This window comes from Pseudarthrobacter sp. PH31-O2 (assembly GCF_030063265.1).
In the GTDB taxonomy this organism is placed as follows: Bacteria; Actinomycetota; Actinomycetes; order Actinomycetales; family Micrococcaceae; genus Arthrobacter.
This window is the reverse complement of the sequence record NZ_JASIST010000007.1, coordinates 77,506-102,629: the sequence shown is the minus strand read 5'-3', so window position 1 is coordinate 102,629 and position 25,124 is coordinate 77,506. Positions and strand designations below refer to the sequence as shown.

The window sequence follows — 25,124 nt, the reverse complement described above, 5'->3', positions numbered from 1 at the left end:
CACACGCCAAAGACCAGGGACGCCCCGGTAACCGCCGTTAAGGCCGGCCGCCGGGGCTTTTCCGTTTTACCAGACTTCCCTGACCAGACTTTCCCCTGTCCCGCCGGGACCGAACCTGGAGATTCCGCCATGAAACTGCCCTCCACTCCTGCCGTGATCCGCCTCTTCCGGGCGCTGGCCATCGCCGAAGCTTTTAGCTGGGCCGCTCTGCTGATAGGCATGTTCCTCAAGTGGGTCACCCGGACCACTGAGCTCGGTGTGGAGATCGCGGGTCCGATCCACGGTGCCTTCTTCATCGGCTACGGAATCTCAGCGCTGACGCTATGGAAGATGCAGCGGTGGCCGTTCCGGGCGGCCCTGTTCGCCGGGTTGTCCGCGATGTTCCCTTTCGCCACGATCGGCTTTGAGCGCTGGGCCGGACGCCACGGTTACCTGGACGTGCCCGCCGGTAAAGGCACGCCGACGCCGGCACGCCAGACGGCCGGCACGTAGCCTTACTCCCCCGTCCGCTCCGTCGCTCGCGGGTTAGGGGCGTCGCTCGCGGGTTAGGGGCGTCGAGTCCGCACGGAAGCCGCGAGCCGTCAGCCGCAGCGTCCCGCAGATGGCTACATCCGGACCAGGACTGTGTTCATGGCCTTGTCGTGGAGTCCGCGGTGGTCAGGGTCGAAGATGACAGCCGGGATCACCAGGCACAGGAGGACGCTTCGGGCCAGGGCGGCCAAGGGGCCTGCGGGGCCGCCGCCGAGCCGGATCACATGGATCCCCACGATGCGGTGGCCGATGCTGTAACCAAGGGTGCCCACCAGCAGCGCCTGCTCGATCGCGAAGACGGCAAGCGTAGCCCAGGAATCCCCGGCGAACGCGAAGTTGCTGATCAGCAACGCGATTCCCCAGTCAAGGCAGATGGCCAGAATGCGTCGGCCGGCGCGGGCAATCGACCCCGGTCCGGACTCGGGCAGGCCCAGTCGCTCCCCCGGGTACTTCGAAATGCCGGAGGTGTCCGGCCCGCTGAGCCATGAGCCTATGTCTTTACGATCAACCACGCTCCAAGCCTATCGGCATTGGGCGGCCGCGCCGCTCTGTTCAGAGTGTGGACCTTCCGAGGCCACACTCTGGTCACGGATAGGCCACGTTGTGGACAGCGACTACCGTTTACCTGTCAGGGCATTCTGTAACGTGCCGGAAACAAAGCGGACACCATGGGGAAATCCCGTGTCCTTAGGGTGGTAACAGTTGCCGGCGGCACAGGAGCGGGGCACACCATTGTGTTTTCCCCGCTGCCGGACTGCGCTGGACCACGCGGCCTATGGCCGGATCTTTCACATGCATAAGGAGCATAGATGTTCAAGACTGCGGACGAAGTCCTCAAGTTCATCAAAGACGAAGACGTAAAGTTCGTCGATATTCGCTTCACCGACCTCCCCGGCGTTCAGCAGCACTTTAATGTGCCGGCCAAGAGTGTCGACGCGGACTTCTTCGTCAACGGCCAACTCTTCGACGGTTCGTCGATCCGTGGCTTCCAGGGCATCGCCGAGTCGGACATGCAGCTCATCCCGGACGTTACGACGGCGTTCCTGGACACGTTCCGCATGGAGAAGACTCTTGCGTTGAACTTCTCGATCGTCAACCCACGCACGGGTGACCCGTACCACCGCGATCCCCGCGGCGTGGCTGAGAAAGCGGAGGCCTACCTGGCTTCCACCGGCATCGCCGACACCGCCTTCTTTGCGCCGGAGGCTGAGTTCTTCGTCTTCGACAACGTCCAGTACCAGTCTTCTCCGCAGGGCAGCTTCTACAAGATCGACTCCGAGGAAGCTCACTGGAACACCGGCCGCGAGGAAGAGGGCGGAAACCTCGGGTACAAGACCCCGATCAAGGGCGGCTACTTCCCGGTCTCCCCCACCGACAAGCAGGCCGACCTCCGCGATGCCATGTGCATCGCCCTGGACGAAGCCGGCCTTGAGGTTGAGCGCAGCCACCACGAGGTCGGTTCCGCCGGCCAGGCTGAGATCAACTACAAGTTCACCACCCTGACCCACGCAGCTGATGACCTGCAGAAGTTCAAGTACGTCATCAAAAACACTGCCGATGCCTGGGGCAAGTCGGTCACCTTTATGCCGAAGCCGGTTTTTGGTGACAACGGTTCGGGCATGCACTGCCACCAGTCGCTGTGGACCGGTGGCGAGCCGCTGTTCTACGACGAAAAGGGTTATGCGGGACTCTCGGACATGGCGCGCTGGTACATCGGCGGCCTGCTCAAGCACTCCTCTGCCGTGCTCGCGTTCACCAACCCGACGGTGAACTCCTACCGCCGCCTGGTCAAGGGTTTCGAAGCCCCGGTCAACATGGTTTACTCGCAGGGCAACCGCTCAGCCGGTATCCGGATCCCGATCACGGGCTCCAACCCCAAGGCCAAGCGCATCGAGTTCCGCGCACCGGACCCCTCCTCCAACCCGTACCTGGCCTTCGCGGCCCAGCTGATGGCCGGCATCGATGGCATCCGCAACCGCATCGAGCCGCCCGCTCCGATCGACAAGGACCTTTACGAACTCCCCGCCGAGGAAGCCAAGGACATCCCCAAGGCGCCCGGCACACTCGAAGAGGCCTTGGACGCCCTGGCCGAGGACAACGAGTTCCTCCAGGCCGGCGGCGTCTTCACCCAGGACCTGATCGACACCTGGATCGAATACAAGTACGAGAACGAGATCCGTCCGCTCTCGCTGCGACCGAACCCCTACGAGTTCGAGCTGTACTACGGCGTCTAGGGCTTCCCGGCTGTCCGCAGTCCAGACGACGGCCCCCACCTTCCGGTGGGGGCCGTCGTTGTTTAATCAATTGCCGCCCGTTTGTCGGTCAGCGCTTGCCGTACTTCCTGTGCACTGCCTGCTTGCTCACGCCAAGGCAGGTTGCTATGGCTTCCCACGAGAGTCCTGCCCGGCGGGCGCGCAATACCGTTTCCGTCTCGGTGCGTGCCACCTCCTTGCGAAGTTCGGCCACAGCGTACAGCGCCTCCGCCGGACCCTTGCCGTCCATTGAACCGATCAGTGTTTCCATCAGACACCTCCTGGCGTCGAAGTTAGTTGACGAAGGCCCAAAAGTCAATGAAAGTTGACAAGAGGCTGCGACCATCAGAACGATCGGTAGAAGGTCCGCTGCGGTCCCGCGTCGCCGCCCAGATACTGGCCGTGGTCCGTGAAACCCGCGTTGCGGTAGACGGCCCGGCCTGCGGGGTTAGCGTTGTTGACGGACAGCACCACGCCGGCCTGCGCGCCGCCGAGGGTGGCGGTGAGATGAGCTGCCGCCCGGACGGCCGCCGCAGCCGCCGCGGTGCCCAGGCCGCGGCCCTGCCGGTAGCGGTCGATCAGGAAACCGCGCAGCAGCCAAACGGAGTCGTCGTCGGCCCAGCCAGCCAGGGTCGCGGCCCCGCTCTGCAGCGTCAGGACCCCGACGGCGGCTCCGTTCCAGTCAATCGCGTACGGGTGCCGGGAGTCCTCTTCGAGCGCGATCAGCACCATCCGCAGCGGGTCACCAACGAACCTCTGCTGCTCTTCGGTGAAGTTCAGTTCGGCGATTTCGCCCAATTTGATGGCGCGCGCGTCGTCGTCGAGGTTCTTCAGTGGCAGCAGCCACACAAGTTCAGGCATACCAAAAGCGTACCCACCCTGGCCGGATAGCAGCCGGGAGCCCGGATCGCCTCAGAGCGCCGCATCCTTGGGCGGCCCGGCCGGGTCCATCCAGAAGACCTCCCAGAGGTGGCCATCCGGGTCCTGGAAGCTGTGGGTGTACATAAAGCCGTAGTCCTGGGCTTCTTCGGACGGGGTTCCGCCGGCAGTCAGGGCGGTCCTGACCAGCTCGTCCACGGCCTCGCGGCTGGCCAGGGAAAAGGACATAATGGCCTCGGTGGCGCTGCGGGCATCAGCGACGGGCTTGGCGGTAAAGGTCTTGAAGTATGCCTCGACGAGCAGCATCACAAAGGCATCGTCGTTGACAATCATGCACGTGGCGTTTTCGTCGGTGAAGTCAGGGTTGAAGGAAAAACCCAGTGCGCTGAAGAATGCGACCGACTTTTCCAGGTCCCTGACGGGGAGGTTGAGGAACATTTGCTTGGCCATGGCCCAAAATTAGCACCGTCACCCGGCGCCTGCCAGCCCCAACGCTCCCCCTCAGGAGCGTGGGTCAGAGCACCTTGGAGAGGAAATCCCGGGTCCGCTGCTGCTGGGGGTTACCGAAGAGCTCCTCCGGGGCCCCCTCTTCACAAATGACACCGTCCGCCATAAAGAGGACCCGGTCCGCTACTTCGCGGGCGAAGCCCATCTCGTGGGTGACAAGCACCATTGTCATGCCCTCGGCCGCCAGGTCCTTGATGACCTGGAGCACTTCGCCGACCATCTCAGGGTCCAAGGCCGAGGTCGCCTCATCGAAGAGCATAATGTCCGGATTCATCGCCAAGGCACGGGCGATTGCCACCCGCTGCTTCTGGCCACCGGAAAGTGACACCGGCCGGGCATCCGCTTTCTCGGCCAGCCCCACACGCTTGAGCAGCTTGACTGCGTTGGCCAGGGCCTCGCCCTTGCCCTGCTTTTTGGATTCCACCGGCGCGAGCATGATGTTCTCAAGCACGGACATGTGCGGGAACAAGTTGAAATGCTGGAAGACCATACCAACGTGCCTGCGGACTTCGTTGATGTCCACCTTGGGGTCCGTGACGTCGAAGCCGTCCACCGTGACCTGGCCGGCGGTGACGTCTTCAAGCTTGTTGAGGCAGCGCAGGAAGGTTGACTTGCCCGAACCCGAGGGTCCGATGACGCAAACGACCTCGCCTTCGCCAACTTCGGCGGTGATGCCTTTGAGGACCTCGTTTGATCCGAAGGACTTCTTCAGCCCGCGGACGGAGATTTTACTGGGTGCAGTGACTGCCGTGCTCATTTGTTGAACCTCTTATCCGCGACGTTGGCCAGCTTGGTCAGCAGCATAATTACCACGAAGTACAGGACCGCCACGATCAGCAGCGTTTCGGTGATCCGGAAATTTCCTGCGTAGATCTGCTGGCCCTGATAGAGAAGTTCGGCGAAGCCGATGGCCAGCAGCAGGGAACTGTCCTTGAGCATGATGATCAGCTGGTTGATCAGTGACGGTGTCATAATCTTGAAGGCCTGCGGGACCACCACCTTTTGCATCGACTTGGCGTAGCCCAGGCCGAGGCTGCGGCTGGCTTCGAGCTGGCCAGGGTCCACGGACTGGATGGATCCCCTGACGATCTCGGTAATGTATGCGCCGGAGTTCAGGCTGAGGGTCAGCACACCGGCGACCCAGATGTCGATCGGCGCACCGGTAAGCTGCGGGATGCCGAAGTAGAAGAAGAAGGCCCAGACCAGCAGCGGCGTGCCGCGAAAAATGCTGACGTAGGTGGTGGCAATACCACGCAACACGAGGCTGGTCGAGATCTTCAGGAAGGCCATCAGCAGGCCGACGACCATGGCGACGGCGAACGAAATTCCGGTGACCAGGACTGTGTTTCCCAACCCCTTCAGCAGTGCCGGGAAGCTGTTGATCAGGAGGTCCCAGAAGCTGGACTCGACGGCCTGGGCCGGGTCCTTGAGGTACTTGTCGAGGATTTCCTGGTACTTGCCGCTCGATTTCAGGTCCGCGAGGCCGGTGTTGAAGGCCTGCAGCAGTTCAGGGTTCTGGCCCTTATTAACGGCGAATCCGTAGGAGCCGCCCTTTTCCTTCTCGGACACCGCCTTAAGACCGTTGTTCTGGCTGATGCCATAGGCCAGGACCGGGTAGTCATCAAAGACCGCGACGGCGTTGCCGGATTTGACCAGCTCGTACATCGTGGCGGACTGGTCCAGCGACTTGACCGTAAAGCCGTACTGCCCTGCGATGGACTTGGCGAACGTCTCCCCTTCGCTGCCGGTCTTGGCCGTGACGGTCTTGTCCTTAAGGTCTCCGTAGCCCTTAATGTCCGTGTTGGCTTTCGCGACAGCCATCTGGACGCCCGACTCGAAATAGGGTTCGGAAAAGTCGTAGATCTGCTTGCGCTGATCCGTGATGGACATTCCGGCGATGACACCGTCCACCTGGTTGGAGGACAGTGCCTGCAGTGCGGCGTTAAAGCCAAGCGACTTGATCTCGACGGCAAAACCCTGGTTCCTGGCGATCTCCCGGATGATGTCCATGTCGATGCCGGTCAGCTCGCCGCCGGTGTCGCGGAATTCAAACGGGGCGAAGGTGGTGTCCGTGCCGATGACGAATGTCTTTCCGGACAGGCTCGACGGCGTCGCGCCTGCCTGTGCCGCGGCTGGTGCTGCGGAGTCCGGTGCCGCGGCTGCGCCGGCGGCACCGAAGAACATTGCTGCAACTGCGAGCAAGGCTCCGATTACAGCGGTGGTCCGCCCTCTGGCGGCCCCGTTCTGCTGTGTTCTGGGCAAGAGTAACAACCCCTTGTTGATGAGCGGATGGAGTGCACGGCCAGACGCGCAAAGCCCGGCCAGACATCCCTAGAGATTACCCGCATTCACCGGTCCGGACAGCGGCTGATCCAGAACGGCGGCGTTACTGGCCGTAGAAGACCCGTTCGAAGACCCCACGCGCCCGGCGGCTCAGCCGCAGGTAGTCCTCCTCGAGGGCTGCGGCGTTCCCCTGCCCGTAGCCGCACCAGCGGGCCACGGCTTCCAAATCCCGGCGCGAGGACGGCAGCACGTCCGAGGCCCTGCCGGTCCAGACCACATTGGCCGACCGGATCCTGCTGGCCAGCCGCCAGGCCCGGAGCAGGATCACCACATCGCCCGCTTCGAGCAGTCCGACGGCGGCAGCTTCCTCGAGTGCCTCGACGGTGGAGGTCGTCCGCAAACCGGGATGTTTCCCGGCGTGCTGCAACTGCAGCAGCTGGGCCAGCCACTCGACGTCGCTGAGGCCGCCGCGGCCCAGTTTCAGGTGCCTGGCGGGGTCCGCGCCGCGGGGCAGCCGCTCAGCTTCCACCCGGGCCTTGACCCGGCGGACCTCACGTGCATCCTGCTCGGAAAGCAGCTCGGGGTAGCGGACCGGGTCGATGAGCGCTACGAAGTCAGCGGCAAGCACGTCGTTGCCGGCCATCGGGCGGGCGCGGAGCAGCGCCTGCGCCTCCCACACCAGTGACCACCGGCGGTAATACTCCGCGTAGGACTCGAGCGACCGCACCATGGGACCGCTTTTACCTTCGGGCCGCAAATCGGCGTCCACCAGCAGCACGCGTTCGGCGAGGATGGCAGGCTTCAGCGGCTGGGTCAGCAGGCTGGAGAGCCTGCTGACGATCTGCAGCGCCTGGTCCTGGGCCTCTGCCTCGGGGACACCCGGCAGCCCCCGGTGCACATACATCACATCCGCGTCCGAGCCGTAGCCGATCTCCCGGCCGCCCTGCCGGCCCATGGCGACCACCAGCACGTCCGTCTTGAGCGGCGCCCCGGCAGCCACCACGGACTCCGCGACGCGCAGGGCACCCAGGACCGCGGCCCGGTCGGTGTCCGCCAGCGCCGCGCCGACCTGGTCCTGGTCCAGCAGCCCGGCGCTGTCCGCGATCGCAATCCGCAGGATCTCCCGCCGCCGGATCAGCCGGATCAGCCGCATGGCGCTTTCCGGCTCCGCGTGCCGGGACATCTTCGACGCGATCTCAAGCCACTGTGCCGCGAAAGTCAGCGGGACCAGTTCCTTGTCCGAGCCAAGCCACGCCACAGATTCCGGCGACACTTCCAGCAGGTCGGCAATCAGCCGGGAGTTGGAGAGCACGTGGCAGAGCCGCTCGGCGGCCGCCGTTGAATCCCGCAGCATACCGAGGTACCAGTGGGTGGTTCCGAGCGCCTCGCTGACCCTGCGGAAGGCCAGCAGGCCGGCGTCGGGGTCCACGCCCTCCGCGAGCCAGCCGAGCAGGATCGGCAGCAGCTGCCGCTGGAGCGCAGCCCGGCGGCTCACACCGCCGGTGAGTGCCTCGATGTGCCGCATGGCGCCCCTCGGATCGAGGTACCCCAAGGCGGCGAGGCGCCCCTGCGCGGCTTCCGGGCTGAGCCTGGCTTCCTCGCTGCTCAGCGCTGCGGCCGTGTTGAGCAGCGGACGGTAGAAGATGCGTTCGTGCAACTCCCGCACGGAGCGTTTGGTCTTGCGCCAGACCGCGACCAGGGCGTCTGGTTTGGGCCGTTCGCTGGAGAAAGGCCCCAGCATAGCTTTGGCGAGGGCCCGCAGCGAGGCTTCCTTGACAGGCATCAGGTGGGTACGGCGCAGCTGGAAGAGCTGGATCCGGTGTTCAAGCAGCCGGAGGTAGCGGTAGGCGCGATCAAACTCGGCGGCATCGGAGCGCCCGATGTAGCCGCCGGCTGACAAAGCGGCGATAGCCGAAGTGGTGTCCCGGCACCGGAGGGTCTCATCGGATTTGCCGTGCACCAGCTGCAGCAGCTGGACAGTGAATTCCACGTCCCGCAGCCCTCCCCGGCCCAGCTTGATCTGCCGCTGCTCCTCCTCGGCGGGAATGTTTTCGGTGACCCGTCGGCGCATGGAGCGGACGGACTCTACGAAACCTTCACGGCCGGCGGATGACCAGACCAGCGGGGCAATGGCTGCCTCGTACCGTGCGCCGAGCCCGGTGTCCCCGGCAATGGTCCGGGCTTTGAGCAGGGCCTGGAATTCCCAGCTCTCGGCCCAGCGTGCGTAGTAGCTCTCGTGCGAGGCAAGGGTTCTGACCAGCGGTCCGGATTTGCCCTCCGGACGCAGGTTCGCGTCCACCTCCCACAGCCCGGGTTCCCGGCCCGTGGACATAATGGCCCGGGATATACCGGCCGCCAGGGCCGTGCCGATCGTGTTGGCCCGCGAATCGTCAAGCGAGCCGGACTCGATGACGTAGATGACGTCGACGTCGGAAATGTAGTTCAGTTCCCGGGCGCCGCACTTGCCCATACCGATCACGGCCAACCCGACGTCGGCCACTTCGGCCGCGCTGAACTGCTCGCCAGCTTCGGCCCGGGAGACCGCCAACGCTGCCTCGATTGCCGCGCCGGCGAGATCGGCGAGTTCGGCGCCGGCGGCCGGCATAAAGTCCAACGGGTCCGCGGCACAGATGTCTTTGACGGCGAGCTCCACCAGGCCGCGCCGGTACTCCGTGCGCAATGCCTCGTAGCCCTCCTGCCCGGTCACCGACGCGACTGGGCGGCTGGATTTCGGATCGGCCCGCACGGAACGCAGCAGCCGATCGCGCAGCACCGCCGTCTCTGCCTCCCGCGGTTCGGGGCCGGCCTTCACGTCGAAGGCATTCAGGTGCTCCGGATGGCGGATGAGGAACTCGCCGAGCGCCTCGGACGCACCCAAAACCCGGTACATGGGCTCGCTGCGGTCCAGGTCCGCGACTGCCAGCCGGCGCAGATCGTGGTGTTTTTCGATCAGCCTGACCAGTGACTGCAGGGCCGTGTCAGGGTTCGCGGCAAGCTGCAGGCCGGCGAAAAGGATGTCCTGGTCCAGGCCGTCCAGCTCCGGGGCGGCCAGGAACCTTTCGCTCTTCTCCAGATCGCTGAAACCCGCGGCTATCAGGCGTCGTGCCAGACTCACCCGGGGCGCCTAGAGGATGCCGAGGTTGCGCTGCAGTTCGTAGGGCGTGACCTGAAGACGGTAGTCCTGCCACTCGGCCCGCTTGTTGCGCAGGAAGTGCTCGAATACCTGCTCGCCGAGGATCTGGGGCATCAGTTCGGAGTCCTCCATCGACCGGATGGCGTCGTGCAGGCTGGCCGGGAGCGGGTCGTGGCCCATCGCCCGGCGCTCCGCCGAACTCAGCGACCAGATGTCGTCCTCGGCCGCGGGCGGGAGCTGGTAGCCCTCCTCAATGCCCTTCAGCCCGGCACCGAGCAGCACGGCGTAGGCCAGGTAGGGGTTGGCCGCCGAGTCGATGCCGCGGTACTCAATCCGGGCGGACTGGCCCTTGCCTGGTTTGTACAGCGGAACCCGGACCAGCGCGGAGCGGTTGTTGTGTCCCCAGCTGAGGTAGCTGGGGGCTTCTCCGCCGCCCCAGAGCCGCTTGTAGGAGTTCACAAACTGGTTGGTGACAGCGGTGAACTCCGGGGCGTGCTTGAGGATGCCGGCGATGAACTGCCGGGCCGTTTCGGAGAGCTGGAATTCCGCCCCCGCCTCGTAGAACGCGTTGGTGTCGCCTTCGAAGAGCGAAAAGTGCGTGTGCATGCCCGAACCCGGGTGGGCAGTGAAGGGTTTGGGCATAAAGGTGGCGTAGGTGCCCTGCTGCAGCGCTACCTCTTTGATCACCGTGCGGAAGGTCATGATGTTGTCCGCGGTCTGCAGCGCATCCGCATAGCGCAGGTCGATTTCGTTCTGGCCCGGGCCGGCCTCGTGGTGGCTGAACTCAACCGAGATGCCGACGGATTCGAGCATGGTCACGGCGGTGCGGCGGAAGTCCTGCGCCACCCCGCCCGGAACGTGGTCGAAGTAGCCGCCCTCGTCCACGGGGACGGGGGAACCGTCCGGGCCCGGCTGCTGGGACTTGAGCAGGTAGAACTCGATCTCGGGGTGGGTGTAGCAGGTGAAGCCCATGTCCGCGGCCTTGGCCAGGTTGCGCTTGAGGACATTGCGGGGATCAGCAGCCGACGGTTCGCCGTCGGGCGTCAGGATGTCGCAGAACATCCGGGACGTTGCCTCGGTCTCGCCGCGCCACGGCAGGATCTGGAACGTGGCAGGGTCCGGCTGGGCCAGCATGTCGGATTCGAAAACCCGGGCGAGGCCCTCGATCGAGGAGCCGTCAAAGCCAAGGCCTTCCTCAAACGCGCCCTCGACTTCAGCCGGGGCCAGCGCCACCGATTTCAGCGAACCGACGACGTCGGTGAACCACAACCGCACGAACCGCACGTCACGCTCTTCGATCGTCCGCAGGACAAACTCTTGCTGGCGGTCCATAGTGGCCTCTTTCCGGTTCTTTCGTCCGTGCCCCAGGCCCGTCATGCATGGATCCCGCAGCTGCTCAGGCTTCACTTTACTAATCATTGCCACCGAATGCTGGCACGGCTGCTGCGCGTAACACAGCGTTAACACCCGGACCCCGAAATTCGCCGCCACAAGCCGCTGCGGCGAACGCGGTGTGACGTGATTCACCCGGGCGCGGGCCGGAAGCCGGTAGCTAGGACACGCGCTATCGCACTACGCTCGTGCCATGGCCACAAGCAACAACACCGATTCCAGCATGCCCGCAGAACTAGCCGCACCCTACGGCAGCGGCCCGGCGGCGCCTGCCGCGGGCCAGGAACCGGTCACCCGGAAGCCGGTGGCCCGGGTCCGCACCCACCACCTGCGCCAGGCGAAACTCAACGGTGAACGCTTTGCCATGCTGACCGCCTACGACCAGTACACGGCGGAAATCTTTGACCAGGCCGGCATCGAAGTCCTGCTGGTGGGCGACTCGGCGTCCAACAATGTCTTTGGCAATGAGACGTCCCTGCCCGTCACGGTCGATGAGCTGCTCCCGTTGTGCCGGGCAGTGGCCCGTTCGGCCAAGCGCGCCCTGGTGGTGGCGGATCTTCCCTTTGGCAGCTACGAGGTCTCTGCCCAGCAGGGGGTGGCCACCGGAGTCAGGTTCCTCAAGGAAGGCCTCGCACACGCGGTCAAGATCGAGGGCGGACAGTTCTATGCCGAAACCGTCCGGGCCATGGTCCAGGCCGGCATTCCGGTGATGGCGCACATCGGTTTTACCCCGCAAAGCGAGCATGCCCTCGGTGGCTACCGGGTGCAGGGCCGCGGCGATGACGCCCAGCGCCTGATCGACGATGCCGTCGCCCTGGCCGACGCCGGGGCGTTCTGCGTGTTGATGGAAATGGTGCCCGCCGCGACAGCGGCAGCCGTGGACGCCGCCGTCGAGGTCCCCACCATCGGCATCGGCGCCGGCAACGCCACCACCGGCCAGGTACTCGTGTGGCAGGATATGGCGGGACTGCGCGGCGGCAAAATGGCCAGGTTCGTCAAGCAGTACGCTGACCTGCGGACTTCACTCAGCGACGCCGCGAAGGCCTACGGCGAGGACGTACGCACCGGCCAGTTCCCCGGCCCCGAGCACTCGTTCTAGCGGACACCCGTTCCGGCGCGCCTTTTCCGGCGCGGCCGTTCCGACGGGCGCCCGTTCCAGCGGGCGCCCGGCCAGGGAGCAGGTGTCCCCGGCGGCGTGCCGGACCCCGGATGCCGGCGCGCAGGACCAGCCTGCTCAGTGTGGGCCGCCTAGTCGTCGTCGCCCTTTTCCCACGATTCGTTGCGGGCTTTGACTTTCTCGAGCGCGTGTTCTGCTTCGTCGCGCGTTGCGTACGGGCCGATCAGCTGGCTCCAGTCGGACATGGCGTCCTCTTCAACCTTATGGGTGGTGACGTTGTACCAGTACTCGGGCATGGATTCTCCTCAGCTGGTGTGGCTTTGTTCGGATTTGTTTCTGCGCCTCCGGCCGCGCCTTATATGATCAATGTATGCCTTCCCTAGCCTCGACTGCACCCATCGGCACGCTGGTCCCGGGAGCTGTCAGTCCTCAGCTTCCCGTTCCGGCCTCGATCCCGCGCCCCGAATACGTGGGCAAACCCGCGCCGGCCAAGTTCACCGGCTCTGAGGTCAAGCAGGCGGAGACGATCGAGAAGATCCGCACCGCCTCCCGGATTGCCGCGCAGGCCATCGTGGAGGTCGGCAGGCACATCGTGCCCGGCGTCACGACCGACCAGCTGGACCGGGTGGGCCACGAATTCCTGCTGGACCACAACGCGTATCCATCGACTTTGGGCTACCGCGGCTTTCCCAAGTCGCTGTGCTCGTCCTTGAACGAAGTCATCTGCCATGGCATCCCGGACAGCACTGTGGTCAGGGACGGTGACATCGTCAACATCGACATCACCGCCTTTATCGGCGGCGTGCACGGCGACACCAACTACACCTTCCTGGCCGGCGACGTGGATGAGGAATCCCGCCTGCTGGTTGAGCGCACGCAGGAATCCCTGAACCGCGCGATTCGTGCGGTGGCCCCGGGCCGCGAAATCAATGTCATCGGCCGCACTATTGGGTCCTACGCCAAGCGCTTCGGCTACGGCGTTGTCCGCGACTTCACCGGCCACGGTGTGGGCGAGGCCTTCCACACCGGCCTGATCATCCCGCACTACGACGCTGCCCCGGCCTACAACACGGTGATTGAGGCCGGCATGGTCTTCACGATTGAACCGATGTTGACGCTGGGCACCGTGGACTGGGACATGTGGGCCGACGACTGGACCGTCGTCACCCGTGACCGCAAACGCACTGCGCAGTTCGAGCACACCCTGCTTGTGACGGAGACCGGTGCCGAAGTGCTGACCCTCCCCTGATTGCCCCACAGAAGATCCCGGTCTTCGCATCTCGGCCCTGCGCCGATCCCTGCTAGCTCCGCCCCTGCCACGAACGGAACCACATTGGCCAAGAAGGACGAGAAGTCGACCAAAAACACCACGCTGATCGGCATCGACATCGGTGGTACCGGGATCAAGGGCGGAATCGTCGACCTGAAAAAGGGCAAGCTGCTCGGGGAGCGCCTGCGTATCCCCACCCCGCAGCCCTCCACCCCCGAATCCGTTGCCGATGTCGTGGCCCAGGTCGTTGCCGATTTGACGGCCCGGCCGGACGCGCCGGCACCGGACTCGCCGGTCGGTGTGACCTTCCCCGGCATCATCCAGCACGGCGTGGTCCACTCCGCCGCCAACGTGGATAAGTCCTGGCTGGAAATGGACATCGATGCCCTGCTGACCGCCCGCCTCGGGCGGCCGGTTGAGGTCATTAACGACGCCGATGCCGCCGGGCTGGCGGAGGCACGCTTCGGCGCCGGCGAGTCCGTCAAAGGAACCGTGCTGGTCATCACGCTCGGCACCGGGATCGGTTCAGCCTTTATCTTCGATGGCAAGCTTGTGCCGAATGCCGAACTCGGCCACCTCGAAATTGACGGATTTGATGCCGAAAGCAAGGCCTCAGCCGTTGCCCGGGAACGGGACGGACTGAGCTGGGAGGAGTACAGCGTTCTGCTGCAGCGCTACTTCTCCCACGTGGAATTCCTCTTCTCCCCCGAATTGTTCATCGTCGGAGGCGGCATCTCGAAGCGCGCCGACGAATACCTGCCGCGGCTGCAGCTGCGCACACCGATTGTGTCGGCCAAGCTGAAGAATGACGCCGGAATCGTCGGGGCGGCGCTCGAAATCGCGCTGCAGCACCAACTGGCCAAGTAGCCGGATGGGCTCTCACTCCGGGTTGTCCTGCGCGCTGGCGACGACCCGGAGTGGTGGGTCTTTTCTTGATTGGTGCCGGTGGTGGCCGCGGCTTCCCCTCCGCTGCCACCACCGGAGTCTGTGAGCCGGCGCTCCTGATACGCCCCTAGAGCGGGCTCTTCTGTTGGCTCTGGCCTTCGCGGGCCTTGCTTTCGGCTTCGTGGCGGAGCAGCGAAATGGCAGCCTCGAAGTCCTCGAGGGACTCGAAGGCCTGGTAGACACTTGCGAAGCGCAGGTAGGCCACCTCATCGAGCCGCTGGAGCGGGTTGAGGATTGCGAGACCCACTTCATGGGCATCGATTTCGGCGGCGCCGGCTGCCCGGATCGTCTCCTCGACTTCCTGGGCCAGCATGGCGAGGTCGTCCTCGGTGACGGGACGGCCCTGGCAGGCCTTGCGGACACCGTTGATGATTTTGCTGCGGCTAAACGGCTCGCCGACTCCGGAGCGCTTGATCACGCTCAGGCTGGTGGTCTCCACGGTGGTAAAACGCCGGCCGCACTCGGGGCACTGCCGGCGGCGGCGAATGGCCGAGCCATCGTCGGCTATCCGGCTGTCGACCACCCGCGAATCAGGGTTCCGGCAAAACGGGCAATACATCTCGTTCCGTCCCCTGTCGCAGACCGATGACCAAACGCGGGCGAACACCCGCGGTTCGGCGGAGCATTTTTGTCTCCACCATCAGTTTACGACTAGATGTAGGCGAATAACAATCCTGTAATTACTACATGTAGTGGTCAGGCGCCGCCGGCAAAGCGGGCGGTGACGGCTTCGCCGTGCGCCGGCAGATCCTCGGCTCCAGCCAGGCTCACGATGTGTCCGCTGACCTCTTCCAAGGCCGCGCGGGTGTAGTTAACCACCTGGATGGCGCGCAGGAAGGTGGTCACGTTCAACCCCGAGGAGAAGGCCGCGGTGCCGCTGGTCGGCAGCACATGGTTTGACCCGGCACAGTAGTCGCCCAGGCTGACCGGGCTGTAGTCGCCCACAAAGATCGCCCCGGCGCTGCGGATCCGGCCCGCGACACTGGCAGCGTCCGCCGTCATAATTTCCAGGTGTTCGGCCGCGTAGGCGTTGCACGCCGCAATGCCCTGGTCGAGGTTGTCCACCAGGACAACGCCGGACTGCGGACCGGAGAGCGCCTCGCGGACCCGGTCCCGGTGTTTGGTCAGGGCCGCCTGACGGTCCAGTTCCACCCGAACCGCGGCGGCGAGCAGCTCGGAATCCGTGACCAGAACTGACGCAGCTTTGGGGTCGTGCTCGGCCTGGCTGATCAGGTCCGCCGCGACGAGGTCCGGCCGGGCCGAATCGTCGGCCAGGATCGCAATTTCCGTTGTGCCGGCCTCGGAATCGATGCCCACAACACCTTTGACGAGGCGTTTGGCAGTGGCGACGAAGACGTTGCCGGGACCGGTGACAACGTCGACCGGGTCCAGTCCGGCGTTCCCCTCCGAGGCGGGGATGCCATAGGCGAACGCGGCGATCGCCTGGGCGCCGCCGATCGCGTAGACCTCGTTAATGCCCAGCAGGCATGCCGCGGCGAGGATCGTGGGGTGCGGGAGTCCGTTGAAGTCCTTTTGCGGCGGCGAAGCCAGGGCGATGGATTCGACGCCGGCCGCGAGGGCAGGAACAACGTTCATAATGACGGAGGACGGGTAGACCGCCAGCCCGCCGGGCACATAGAGTCCCACACGCGCTACCGGGACCCATTTTTGGCTGACCACCGCCCCGTCGCCGAGTTCGACATCGGTGTCGGCCGGCCGCTGGGCATCGGCAAAGCGCCGGGCACGTGAGATGGATTCTTCCAGTGCTGCCCGGACGTCGGGGTCGAGCCCGGCCAAGGCGTCCGTCAGTGCCCCGCCGGGAACCCGGGGGTGTGCTTGCTCGACGTCGTCGAACGTTCGGGCCAGTTCACTCAGCGCCTCGAAGCCCCCGGCGCGGACGGTGGCGATAATGCCCAGGACGGTCTGCTCCGCATCCGCCATGGCGCCGGCTTTTGCGCGGGGTACCGCGGCGCGGAGGCCGGCAAGTGTCAACCGCTGGCCGCGCAGGTCAACGGTACGGAAGGTGAGCCCGGCGGGGGCCGGGGGCGCAGTAGCGGCGGGCACGGAACTGTCAGCTGAAAGGGTCACCCGTTTATTTTACGGGTCCCGCGGGCACGTGCCGCGCCGCTCGTCGCCGGGTGGTTCCGGCTGGCTACTCCAGGGCTTCGGGGTCCGCACCGTGAGCCCCAGGCCCGCTTTCCGGAGCCGGTTTACTCCCGAGGGTGCTCAAAAAGATCGCAAGGGCAGTAGCGGCCGGCCACATTGTCAGGACCGCCACGGACCGCAGCGAAAAGGCGATACTGGCGTTCGCCGACGTGTCCTCGGGCGTTCCCCACCACAGGCCGCACAGCACGCCGGTCCCCCACGCGGCGAGTGCGCCGAGTGCGCCGGCACCCACTGCCACCAGGACCTCCCGGCTGGACGGCCCGTTATGCTTGCTGCCGGAAGCGACGGCACCGGAAATGCAGCCGGCCAGCAGCATCAGGGCCGCCAGGACCAGGTCCCGGGGCAGCCACCCTTCGGTGTTTGCCCCGCTGCGCAACTGCGGATCACCCGAGAGCAGGTTAAGGCCGGACGGGGCCAGGAGCCACCACAGCAGCCCCGCCGGCACACCGGCAGCAGCGATAACGGCAGCTTTACGCCACGTCACAACGCGCACGAGCGGCGGCGGTCCCGGCGCTGCGGCGGGAATACCCTGCCGGGATTCGGGACCCGGCATCCCGGCCGGTCCCTGCAGCGGGTCCTGCCGGGCGTGCTGCGGGAGCTGGCCATTGAGTGCGGGCTGTGTCATGGAACAAACTTTAACAAGCTTTTGGCCGGGCGGGCACACCACGCCGCACTGGGCCCGATGACCGTCCACATGACGCGTCGCGGGCAACAAGTACCGCGGCCGGGCGCTGAGAGAATACGCTGGCGGGGTAGGAATGACACAAATGTGCACCAGGGAGTGGGATTGCAGTGGCCGCAGAGGACCAAGCCTTCGAAAGTACTTTCAAGGAGATGTTCCGCCGGCACGCCGCCGGCGTGGCCATCATCACCGCCAACCTCAACGGCGTCCCCTTCGGCTTTACTGCAACATCTGTGGCCTCGCTCTCCGCGAAACCTCCCCGGTTCACCTTTAATATGGCCCGCACTTCCAGTTCCTGGCCGGCCGTCGCCAATGCGAAGTACATCGGCGTGCACATGCTGGGACTGGAGAACCAGGCGTTGGCCGACCGTTTTGCCAGGACCCGCGACCGCTTCGAGGGGGACCACTGGGTGCCAGGGCCCCATGAGGTGCCGGTCCTCAAGGACGTTGCCGGCTGGTTGATCGGCAAGGTCCAGATGCGGCTCTCCTTCGAGAACAACGCCGTTGTGGTGGTCGAGGTTGTGGGCGGCGAAGTCGGTGCCGACGGCGCCCCGCTGCTCTACCACTCCGGCTCCTACGGCCAGCCCGTGCCGCTCGACTACGAAATCTAGCCCGCCGGAGGCCCGCGCGGGCTGGCCTTAGCCGTCCAGGCAGGTCGGGCCCAGCAGCACCTTCAGATCTCCAAACAGCGACGGGCTGGGGTTGACCCGCAAGTGCACGGGCAGGCCCATAACTTCCACCCTGGCGTCACCTTGCAGGTGCAGCCTGACTTCGGATTTGCCGCGGTGGGTCCGCAGCACGTCGCCGAGCTCGGTCACAACTGCTTCGGTTGCCTTATGCGTCGGCATGGTGATCACCAGCGGGCCGTTGAGGCCCTCGCTGAGGTCCGGGACGGAGAGTTCCATGCAGTTCAATGCCACGGCGCCGTCATCGCGGCGCTGCAGCCGGCCCTTCACAACAACGATCAGGTCCTCTGCCAGCACGGAGGCGATCGGGCCATAGACCTGCCCGAAGAACATAACCTCGACGGAACCGCCGAGATCCTCGATCTCGGCCCGGGCGTAGGCATTACCGCTGGCCTTCGCGATCCGCCGGCTCAGCGAGGTGATCATGCCGGCACTGGTGACGATGGCGCCGTCGTGCGGGCCGTCTTCGGCGATGAGCGAGGTGATGGACTGGTCGGCATGCTGGCTCAGGACCCCTTCAAGGCCCTGCAGCGGGTGGTCCGAGACGTAGAGGCCGAGCATGTCCCGTTCGAAGGAGAGTTTGTCCTTCTTCTCCCATTCGGGGAGGTCCGGAATTTCGATGCTCAACGAGGCCTCGGACTCGGCCTCGTCGATTCCGGCGAACAGGTCGAACTGGCCGATTGCCTCGTTCCGCTTCAGGGTGATGACCGAATCGATGGCTTCTTCATGGATCATGGCCAGGGCGCGCCGGTGGTGGTTCAGCGAATCGAAGGCGCCGGCCTTGATCAGGGACTCGATGGTGCGCTTGTTGCACACCACAGCCGGTACCTTCATCAAGTAGTCCTTGAAGGAGGTGTAGGCCCCTTCTTTTTCGCGGGCCGCCACCATGGCTTCGACGGCGTTGACTCCGACGTTGCGGATGGCTCCCATGCCGAAGCGGATGTCCGTGCCCACCGGGGTGAAGTTCAGCGCCGACTCGTTGACGTCCGGCGGCAGCACCGTGATCCCCATACGGCGGCATTCGTTGAGGTAGATGGCCGACTTGTCCTTGTCATCGCCCACCGAGGTGAGCAGGGCTGCCATGTACTCCGGCGCATAGTGGGCCTTGAGGTAGGCGGTCCAGTAGGAGATCACGCCGTATGCAGCCGAGTGGGCCTTGTTGAAGGCGTAGTCGGAGAATGGCAGGAGGATGTCCCAGAGGGTCTTGACCGCGGCCATCGAGTAGCCGTTGTCCTGCATGCCCTGGGAGAAGCCGGCGAACTGCTTGTCGAGCTCGGATTTCTTCTTTTTGCCCATGGCGCGGCGCAGGATGTCGGCCTGGCCCAGGGTGTACCCGGCAAGCTTTTGCGCCACGGCCATCACCTGCTCCTGGTAGACGATCAGGCCGTAGGTGCCGCCGAGGATCTCGGCGAGCGGTTCCTCGAGCTCGGGGTGGATCGGGATGACGTCCTGGATCTTGTTCTTGCGCAGCGCGTAGTCTGTGTGCGCGTTGGCGCCCATGGGTCCGGGCCGGTAGAGGGCCAGGACGGCGGAGATGTCCTCGAAGTTGTCGGGCTTCATCAGCTTGAGCAGGGAGCGCATGGGCCCGCCGTCGAGCTGGAACACACCAAGGGTGTCGCCGCGGGCGAGCAGCTCGTAGGACGCCACGTCGTCCAGGGCCAGGGACTCCAGATCCAGCTCAATTCCGCGATTCATCGTGATGTTTTCCAGGGCGTCGGAGATGATCGTGAGGTTCCGCAGGCCCAGGAAGTCCATCTTGATCAGGCCCAGGCCCTCGGAGGTCGGGTAGTCGAACTGGGTGATGACCTGGCCGTCCTGGAAGCGGCGCATCACCGGGATCACGTCGATGATCGGGTCCGAGGACATAATGACGCCGGCCGCGTGGACACCCCACTGACGTTTCAGGCCCTCGATGCCGAGCGCCGTTTCGAACACCTTCGCGGCTTCGGGGTCGGTGGCGATCAGCTGCCGGAAGTCGCCGGCCTCGCTATAGCGTTTGGAGTCCTTGTTCTGGATATCTGCAAGCGGAATGTCCTTGGCCATCACCGCCGGCGGCAGCGCCTTGGTCAGCTGTTCACCCATGCTGAAGGGGTAACCCAGCACCCGGGAAGAGTCCTTGAGGGCCTGCTTGGTCTTAATGGTGCCGTAGGTGACGATCATCGCGACACGTTCGTCGCCGTATTTTCGCGTGACGTAGTCGATCACTTCGGAGCGCCGCCGGTCATCGAAGTCGACGTCGAAGTCAGGCATGGAGACCCGGTCCGGGTTGAGGAAGCGCTCGAAAATCAGGCCGTGGTGCAGCGGATCAAGGTCGGTGATGCGCATGGCATAGGCCACCATGGACCCGGCGCCCGAGCCGCGTCCGGGACCCACCCGGATGCCGTTGTTCTTGGCCCAGTTGATGAAGTCCGCCACCACCAGGAAGTAGCCCGGGAAGCCCATCGAGGTGATAACACCCAGCTCGTAGTCGGCCTGGGTGCGCACCTTGTCCGGAATGCCCTGCGGATAGCGGTACTGGAGTCCCTTGTCGACTTCCTTGACCAGCCAGGACGTTTCGTCCTCCCCGTCCGGGCACGGGAACCGGGGCATGTAGTTGGCGCCGGTGTTGAAGGACACTTCACAGCGCTCGGCGATCAGGAGCGTGTTATCGCATGCCTCGGGATGGTCGCGGAACAGCTCCCGCATTTCCTGCGGCGACTTCAGGTAGTAGCCGCTGCCGGAGAAAGCGAAGCGCGAGCCGCCGTTGTCGTACGTCGGCTCCAGAAGGGTGGAACCCGACTGGATGGCCAACAGTGCCTCGTGTGCCTTCGCGTCGTGCTCGTGTGTGTAGTGCAGGTCGTTGGTGGCCACCAGGGGAAGGTTCAGTTCCTTGGCCAGGCGCAGCAGGTCGCCGGTGACGCGGCGCTCGATGTCCAGGCCGTGGTCCATGAGTTCGCAGAAGTAGTTCTCGGCGCCGAAAATGTCGCGGAACTCGGCCGCGGCCTCGACGGCTTCCCGGTACTGGCCAAGCCGGAGCCGCGTCTGGACCTCGCCGGAGGGGCAGCCGGTGGTAGCGATCAGCCCTTCCGAGTAGGTGTTGAGCAGCTCACGGTCCAGCCGCGGCCATTTGCCGAAGACCGAGTCCAGTGAGGCGATCGAGGAGGCCCGGAAAAGGTTGCGCATGCCCACGTTGTTGTAGCTGAGCAGCGTCATGTGGGTATAGGCACCACCGCCGGAGATGTCATCCTTGCGCTGGTTCTCTTCGCCCCAGCGGACGCGGGTCTTGTCGGTGCGCGCGGTCCCGGGCGTCACGTACGCCTCGACGCCGATGATCGGCTTGATGCCCTGGTCCGTGGCCCGCTTCCAGAAGTCGAATGCCCCGAAGAGATAGCCGTGGTCGGTGGTGGCCAGGGCCGGCATGCCCAGCCGCTCGGTTTCGTCGAACAGCTCCCCCAACCGGGCCGCACCGTCCAACATGGAGTATTCGGTGTGGTTGTGGAGGTGCACGAACGAGTTGTTGCTGGAAGTCACCGGTTCATTCTAGTGCCGCGCACCGAGCTTTCGGCACGGAGCTCAGGCCGCACCGGCGGGCAGGCCAGGTGCTGGGCGGCTCAGGCCTGTCCCGACTCCAGGACTTCCAGCGCGTAGCGCAGGTCCTGCGGGTACTCACTGGTAACCGTAACCCGCTCCCCGGTCCGGGGATGATCGAAAGACAGCTGCCGGGCGTGCAGCCACTGCCGGGTCAGCCCCAGGGTGGCAGCCAGGCGCGGGTCCGCGCCGTACGTCAGGTCGCCGGCGCAGGGGTGGCGCAGGGCGGAGAAATGGACGCGGATCTGGTGCGTCCGGCCGGTCTCGAGGTGGACCTCCACAAGCGAGGCCTTTCCAAAGGCTTCAAGAACTTCGTAATGCGTGATGGAGTCCCGGCCGTCCTCGATGACCGCAAAACGCCAGTCGTGGCCTGGGTGACGGCCGATCGGCGCATCGATGGTGCCCGCCAGCGGCTCCGGAAGTCCCTGGACCACCGCGTGGTACACCTTGTCCACGGTGCGCTCCTTAAAGGCCCGCTTGAGCGCCGTGTACGCACGCTCCGTCTTGGCGACCACCATCACGCCCGAGGTCCCGACGTCGAGCCGGTGCACAATGCCCTTGCGTTCCGGCGAGCCTGAGGTGGAAATCCGGTAGCCGAGACCGGCGAGGCCGCCGACCACAGTGGGTCCCACCCAGCCGGGAGAGGGATGGGCGGCTACGCCGACCGGTTTGTCGATGACGACAAATTCGTCATCGTCCAGCAGGATGTCCAGGCCGTCCACTACTTCCTCCACAATTTCCAGGGGGTCCCGGCGTTCCGGGACAACAACGTCGAGCACGGCACCGGCGGCAAGCCTGAGCGACTTCCCCACCGCTTTGCCGTTGCTGCGGACGTGGCCTTCGGCGATTAACGTGGCTGCCTGCGAGCGGGAAATAGCCATCAGGCCCGCAAGTCCGGCATCTATTCGGGCGCCGGCGACGTCCGCCGGGACCACAAAGCGAAGCGCGGACGAGGCGGCCGGCGCGTCCTGCCCGCCGGGTGCGTCGGACCGGTCGGCGTCGTCGAGGTCTTCCGGGAGGATCACTCCCGGGACATGGCCGGCCGGGGCCGTCCACTCCGGAGTCACGGTATCTGGCGTGCCGTCGCCGGGCACGGTGTGATTAGGAGTCATGTTTTACCGTGTCCTTGGTCGGGTGTGAGCCGTCCAGGGCAATCCCGCGCAGCGTCAGCAGGCAGATAATTACCACGGCCGACACAACAGCGGAGTCCGCGATGTTGAAGATCGCAAAGTTGGGGAGCTGGATAAAGTCCACGACGTGGCCCATAGCGAAGGAGGGTTCGCGGAACAGCCGGTCCGTGAGGTTGCCCAGGGCGCCGCCCAGGAGCAGCCCAAGCGCCAGCGCCCACCAGAGCGAGCCCAGCTTGCGCAACTGCAGCAGGATGGCGATCGAGACGGCCGTCATAATGAGGGTAAACACCCAGGTGACGTTCTCACCGATCGAAAAGGCAGCACCGGAGTTCCGGATGTAGTACCAGTGCAGCAGCGGCGGGAGGACGGGGATCCTGTCGCCTTCGATCATGGTGGCCGTAACCCAAAGTTTGGTCAGCTGATCGAAGACATAGGCGAACGCCGCAAGACCGAAGAATACGGATAGCAGCAGGGCGCGCCGCGGCCGGTGGCCGGTGCGGCCTGCGTGGGCGGACGCAGCGTGCTGCGTTGCGTCAGGTGGGGGTGCGTCAGTCATAAGGCTTTCGTTCGCGAGCCAGTGCGGGCACTGGAATCCGGGTGCTTGGTCACGGCCGCGGCCGGAGCCGGCGGTTAATGCCAAAAGCCGGCGGCCGAGGAATCCTCAGCCACCGGCTTTCAGAATACTTGCTAACTGTCCTAGCTGTTGGCTTCCACCTCAGGGGCAGCCACGGAGCCGCGGGCATCGAGGTCACGCAACTGGCCCTCAATGTAGGCCTTCAGGCGTGAACGGTAATCGCGTTCGAAGCCCCGAAGCTGCTCGACCTTGCGCTCCAGGACCGAACGCTGCTGCTCAAGGGCGCCGAGGATCTTGCGGGACTTTTCCTGCGCGTCGTTGACGAGGCTGCTGGCCTCAATCTGCGCTTCAGCGATGATTTTGTCGCGCTGCTGCTCGCCGTCGGCGACGTGCTTGTCGTGCATCTGCTGCGCCATGGCCAGCAGGCCGGCGGCGGACTCCGCAGCGGGGGTTGAGACGGTGCGGGCCGGGGCAGCTGCCTGCTCGGTTTCCTTCTTCTTGGCAACTTCGGCAGCTTCGGCAGCCTTGGCGGCTTCGGCGGCCTTGGCCTCGGCTTCCGCCTTAGCGCCGTCTTCTTTCTCGACCTTGACCGGTGCCGGAACCTTTTCCACGACAGGCGCCGCGGCGGAAGAACTGGCAGGCGTGCCGGCGCCCAGTTCGGCGAGCTTCTTGCGCAGCTCGTCGTTCTCCTGGTTCAGGCGTCGCAGTTCGACGACGATTTCGTCCAGGAAGTCATCAACTTCATCCTGGTCGTAGCCTTCGCGGAACTTGGTCGGCTGAAAGCGCTTGTTGACAACGTCTTCTGGCGTCAAAGCCATCTGGTCACCTCGTTGGTCTAGTTAGTCAGTAGGCCTTTCGGCCGTAAAAACTACGGTACCTAAATATGGTCTGGTTCCTCTAATTCAACACCGCAGTGTCAAACCGGAGTTTCTATCTGTTTCGGGCCACGAACGGGCTAGGCTGCGATCGGCTGGGAGAACACCAGGTACTTGGCAAACGCCATGGCAATGCTGACAGCCACGAAGATCAGCAGGAAACCGAGGTCCAGCGAGATTCCGCCCAGCCGCAACGGCGGGATGAGACGCCGCAGCAGTTTCAACGGACGGTCTGTGACCGAATACACAGCGTGAGCTGCCACAAGCGCCGCGCCGCGGGGCCGCCAGCCCCGTGCGAACATCTGCACCCAGTCGAACACCAGGCGGATGATGAGCGCCACCAGGAACAACAGCAAGGCGATATAGACAAGTCCGAAAACAATTCCCATGAGTTAGCTCATATCTCCATGTTCATTCCGGATACCGCAGTGTCCGCCTGATAGTTCCGCCTCTATTTCAACACGGATCGTGCAGCAAGGATGCCAGACGAGGTGTCCCCGCCTGGCATCCTTCAAAAGAATCCGGAACTAGCTCTGGTTGAAGAAGCTTGCCTGGGTCTCGCTGACCTTTTTGTCGTCGCCAATCACTTCGACGTACGACGGCGAGAGCAGGAAGACTTTGTTCGTCACGCGCTCGATGCTGCCGCGCAGGCCGAACACCAGTCCGGCGGAGAAGTCGACCAGGCGCTTGGCGTCCGCTTCGCCCATGTCGGTGACGTTCATGATGACGGGGATGCCATCACGGAAGCTTTCACCGATGAGTTTGGCGTCGTTGTAGGACCGCGGATGGATCGTAGTGATCTGGCGGAGTCCGGTGTGCTCTTCGCGGCTCGACGCCGCTCGCTTGATGGGTGTCACAGGTGCGCGGTATTCCTCTTCAGCGGCGTAGGGCTCGTCCCTGGGTGCCTCGCGGACGGGCGCCGGTGCACGGCGTTCCTCGCGGTCGTGCTCCATGGAATCGTCCTCATCCTTGTGCGATGTTTGGTGCTCGGACTCATAGTGTTCGTCGCCATCAGCGAGCCCAAGATAGATCATTGTCTTGCGCAGAGCGCCGGCCATGGTCGACTCCTAATCGTGTCCGTCAGCGGGCCGATCAATGACTTAGCAGCCTTGGAATTCCCGCCGTTACCTTCCAA

24 protein-coding genes are annotated in these 25,124 nt (G+C 64.8%); 6 read left to right on the top strand and 18 right to left on the bottom strand.

The features are described from left to right. Positions 1-129: 129 nt before the first annotated feature. Positions 130-492, top strand: a complete 363-nt coding sequence (locus QMG72_RS12230; protein WP_283480651.1) for a DUF3817 domain-containing protein — start codon at positions 130-132, stop codon at positions 490-492. Between the two features lie 113 nt (positions 493-605). Here the strand turns inward: QMG72_RS12230 and QMG72_RS12225 are convergent, their stop codons facing one another. Then, on the bottom strand, positions 606-1,043 hold the full coding sequence (locus QMG72_RS12225; protein ID WP_283480650.1) for an RDD family protein: 438 nt from the start codon (positions 1,041-1,043) through the stop codon (positions 606-608). Positions 1,044-1,340: 297 nt separating this feature from the next. Between QMG72_RS12225 and glnA (QMG72_RS12220) the strand changes: the two genes are divergently transcribed. After that, positions 1,341-2,765 carry a type I glutamate--ammonia ligase gene (gene glnA / locus QMG72_RS12220; protein ID WP_253033132.1) on the top strand — a complete coding sequence of 475 codons (1,425 nt, stop codon included), beginning with the start codon at positions 1,341-1,343 and terminating at the stop codon, positions 2,763-2,765. A gap of 88 nt (positions 2,766-2,853) precedes the next feature. Here glnA (QMG72_RS12220) and QMG72_RS12215 read toward each other — a convergent pair whose 3' ends face one another. The 7 genes from QMG72_RS12215 to glnA (QMG72_RS12185) all read right to left on the bottom strand — a co-directional run bounded on the left by QMG72_RS12215 (position 2,854) and on the right by glnA (QMG72_RS12185) (position 10,917). Further along, a complete protein-coding gene (locus QMG72_RS12215; RefSeq protein WP_226773310.1) occupies positions 2,854-3,054 on the bottom strand; it encodes a death domain-containing protein in 201 nt (66 codons plus the stop codon). Between the two features lie 74 nt (positions 3,055-3,128). Beyond that, positions 3,129-3,644: a GNAT family N-acetyltransferase gene (locus tag QMG72_RS12210; protein WP_283480648.1), complete on the bottom strand. Its 516-nt coding sequence runs from the start codon at positions 3,642-3,644 to the stop codon at positions 3,129-3,131. Between the two features lie 51 nt (positions 3,645-3,695). Then, on the bottom strand, positions 3,696-4,112 hold the full coding sequence (locus QMG72_RS12205; RefSeq protein WP_226773312.1) for a VOC family protein: 417 nt from the start codon (positions 4,110-4,112) through the stop codon (positions 3,696-3,698). Positions 4,113-4,176: 64 nt separating this feature from the next. Further along, entirely contained in the window at positions 4,177-4,926 is a 750-nt protein-coding gene (locus QMG72_RS12200) for an amino acid ABC transporter ATP-binding protein (protein ID WP_226773313.1), read from the bottom strand. Next, a complete protein-coding gene (locus tag QMG72_RS12195; protein ID WP_226773331.1) occupies positions 4,923-6,353 on the bottom strand; it encodes an amino acid ABC transporter substrate-binding protein/permease in 1,431 nt (476 codons plus the stop codon). The genes QMG72_RS12200 and QMG72_RS12195 overlap by 4 nt, the downstream gene beginning before the upstream one ends. 202 nt (positions 6,354-6,555) lie before the next feature. Beyond that, positions 6,556-9,567 carry a bifunctional [glutamine synthetase] adenylyltransferase/[glutamine synthetase]-adenylyl-L-tyrosine phosphorylase gene (locus QMG72_RS12190; protein WP_283480645.1) on the bottom strand — a complete coding sequence of 1,004 codons (3,012 nt, stop codon included), beginning with the start codon at positions 9,565-9,567 and terminating at the stop codon, positions 6,556-6,558. A gap of 9 nt (positions 9,568-9,576) precedes the next feature. Continuing rightward, positions 9,577-10,917 carry a type I glutamate--ammonia ligase gene (glnA, locus tag QMG72_RS12185; RefSeq protein WP_226773315.1) on the bottom strand — a complete coding sequence of 447 codons (1,341 nt, stop codon included), beginning with the start codon at positions 10,915-10,917 and terminating at the stop codon, positions 9,577-9,579. 253 nt (positions 10,918-11,170) lie between these two features. Here glnA (QMG72_RS12185) and panB point away from each other — a divergent pair, with 253 nt between their 5' ends. Beyond that, the gene (gene panB, locus QMG72_RS12180; RefSeq protein WP_226773316.1) at positions 11,171-12,076 is read left to right on the top strand and encodes a 3-methyl-2-oxobutanoate hydroxymethyltransferase; all 906 of its coding nucleotides are present in this window, start codon (positions 11,171-11,173) and stop codon (positions 12,074-12,076) included. A gap of 149 nt (positions 12,077-12,225) precedes the next feature. Here the strand turns inward: panB and QMG72_RS12175 are convergent, their stop codons facing one another. Further along, positions 12,226-12,390: an SPOR domain-containing protein gene (locus QMG72_RS12175; protein WP_253033137.1), complete on the bottom strand. Its 165-nt coding sequence runs from the start codon at positions 12,388-12,390 to the stop codon at positions 12,226-12,228. Positions 12,391-12,464: 74 nt separating this feature from the next. Between QMG72_RS12175 and map the strand changes: the two genes are divergently transcribed. Further along, on the top strand, positions 12,465-13,343 hold the full coding sequence (map, locus tag QMG72_RS12170; RefSeq protein WP_283480642.1) for a type I methionyl aminopeptidase: 879 nt from the start codon (positions 12,465-12,467) through the stop codon (positions 13,341-13,343). Between the two features lie 84 nt (positions 13,344-13,427). Continuing rightward, on the top strand, positions 13,428-14,231 hold the full coding sequence (gene ppgK, locus QMG72_RS12165; RefSeq protein ID WP_283480641.1) for a polyphosphate--glucose phosphotransferase: 804 nt from the start codon (positions 13,428-13,430) through the stop codon (positions 14,229-14,231). Positions 14,232-14,376: 145 nt separating this feature from the next. Here the strand turns inward: ppgK and nrdR are convergent, their stop codons facing one another. The 3 genes from nrdR to QMG72_RS12150 form a co-directional block, all read right to left on the bottom strand. Further along, on the bottom strand, positions 14,377-14,868 hold the full coding sequence (gene nrdR, locus QMG72_RS12160; protein WP_226773320.1) for a transcriptional regulator NrdR: 492 nt from the start codon (positions 14,866-14,868) through the stop codon (positions 14,377-14,379). Between the two features lie 137 nt (positions 14,869-15,005). Beyond that, positions 15,006-16,397: a histidinol dehydrogenase gene (gene hisD / locus QMG72_RS12155; protein ID WP_283480638.1), complete on the bottom strand. Its 1,392-nt coding sequence runs from the start codon at positions 16,395-16,397 to the stop codon at positions 15,006-15,008. A 64-nt stretch (positions 16,398-16,461) separates the two neighbouring features. Beyond that, positions 16,462-17,100 carry a hypothetical protein gene (locus QMG72_RS12150; protein ID WP_283480636.1) on the bottom strand — a complete coding sequence of 213 codons (639 nt, stop codon included), beginning with the start codon at positions 17,098-17,100 and terminating at the stop codon, positions 16,462-16,464. Positions 17,101-17,309: 209 nt separating this feature from the next. Here QMG72_RS12150 and QMG72_RS12145 point away from each other — a divergent pair, with 209 nt between their 5' ends. After that, positions 17,310-17,768, top strand: coding sequence for a flavin reductase family protein (locus QMG72_RS12145; protein ID WP_283480701.1), 459 nt, complete (start codon positions 17,310-17,312; stop codon positions 17,766-17,768). 27 nt (positions 17,769-17,795) lie between these two features. On the opposite strand, the gene dnaE is transcribed toward QMG72_RS12145, so the two are convergent. The 6 genes from dnaE to QMG72_RS12115 all read right to left on the bottom strand — a co-directional run bounded on the left by dnaE (position 17,796) and on the right by QMG72_RS12115 (position 25,047). After that, positions 17,796-21,353: a DNA polymerase III subunit alpha gene (dnaE, locus tag QMG72_RS12140; protein WP_283480634.1), complete on the bottom strand. Its 3,558-nt coding sequence runs from the start codon at positions 21,351-21,353 to the stop codon at positions 17,796-17,798. An 80-nt stretch (positions 21,354-21,433) separates the two neighbouring features. Beyond that, positions 21,434-22,522, bottom strand: a complete 1,089-nt coding sequence (locus QMG72_RS12135) for an RluA family pseudouridine synthase (RefSeq protein ID WP_283480633.1) — start codon at positions 22,520-22,522, stop codon at positions 21,434-21,436. Continuing rightward, complete coding sequence (gene lspA / locus QMG72_RS12130; RefSeq protein WP_283480632.1) at positions 22,512-23,096, bottom strand: signal peptidase II; 585 nt, start codon at positions 23,094-23,096, stop codon at positions 22,512-22,514. Before lspA ends, QMG72_RS12135 begins: the two co-directional genes overlap by 11 nt. Positions 23,097-23,236: 140 nt before the next feature. Beyond that, positions 23,237-23,932 carry a DivIVA domain-containing protein gene (locus tag QMG72_RS12125; RefSeq protein WP_283480631.1) on the bottom strand — a complete coding sequence of 232 codons (696 nt, stop codon included), beginning with the start codon at positions 23,930-23,932 and terminating at the stop codon, positions 23,237-23,239. 137 nt (positions 23,933-24,069) lie between these two features. Then, positions 24,070-24,378, bottom strand: a complete 309-nt coding sequence (locus tag QMG72_RS12120) for a YggT family protein (protein WP_226773327.1) — start codon at positions 24,376-24,378, stop codon at positions 24,070-24,072. Between the two features lie 138 nt (positions 24,379-24,516). Next, positions 24,517-25,047: a cell division protein SepF gene (locus tag QMG72_RS12115; RefSeq protein WP_226773328.1), complete on the bottom strand. Its 531-nt coding sequence runs from the start codon at positions 25,045-25,047 to the stop codon at positions 24,517-24,519. Positions 25,048-25,124 lie beyond the last annotated feature (77 nt).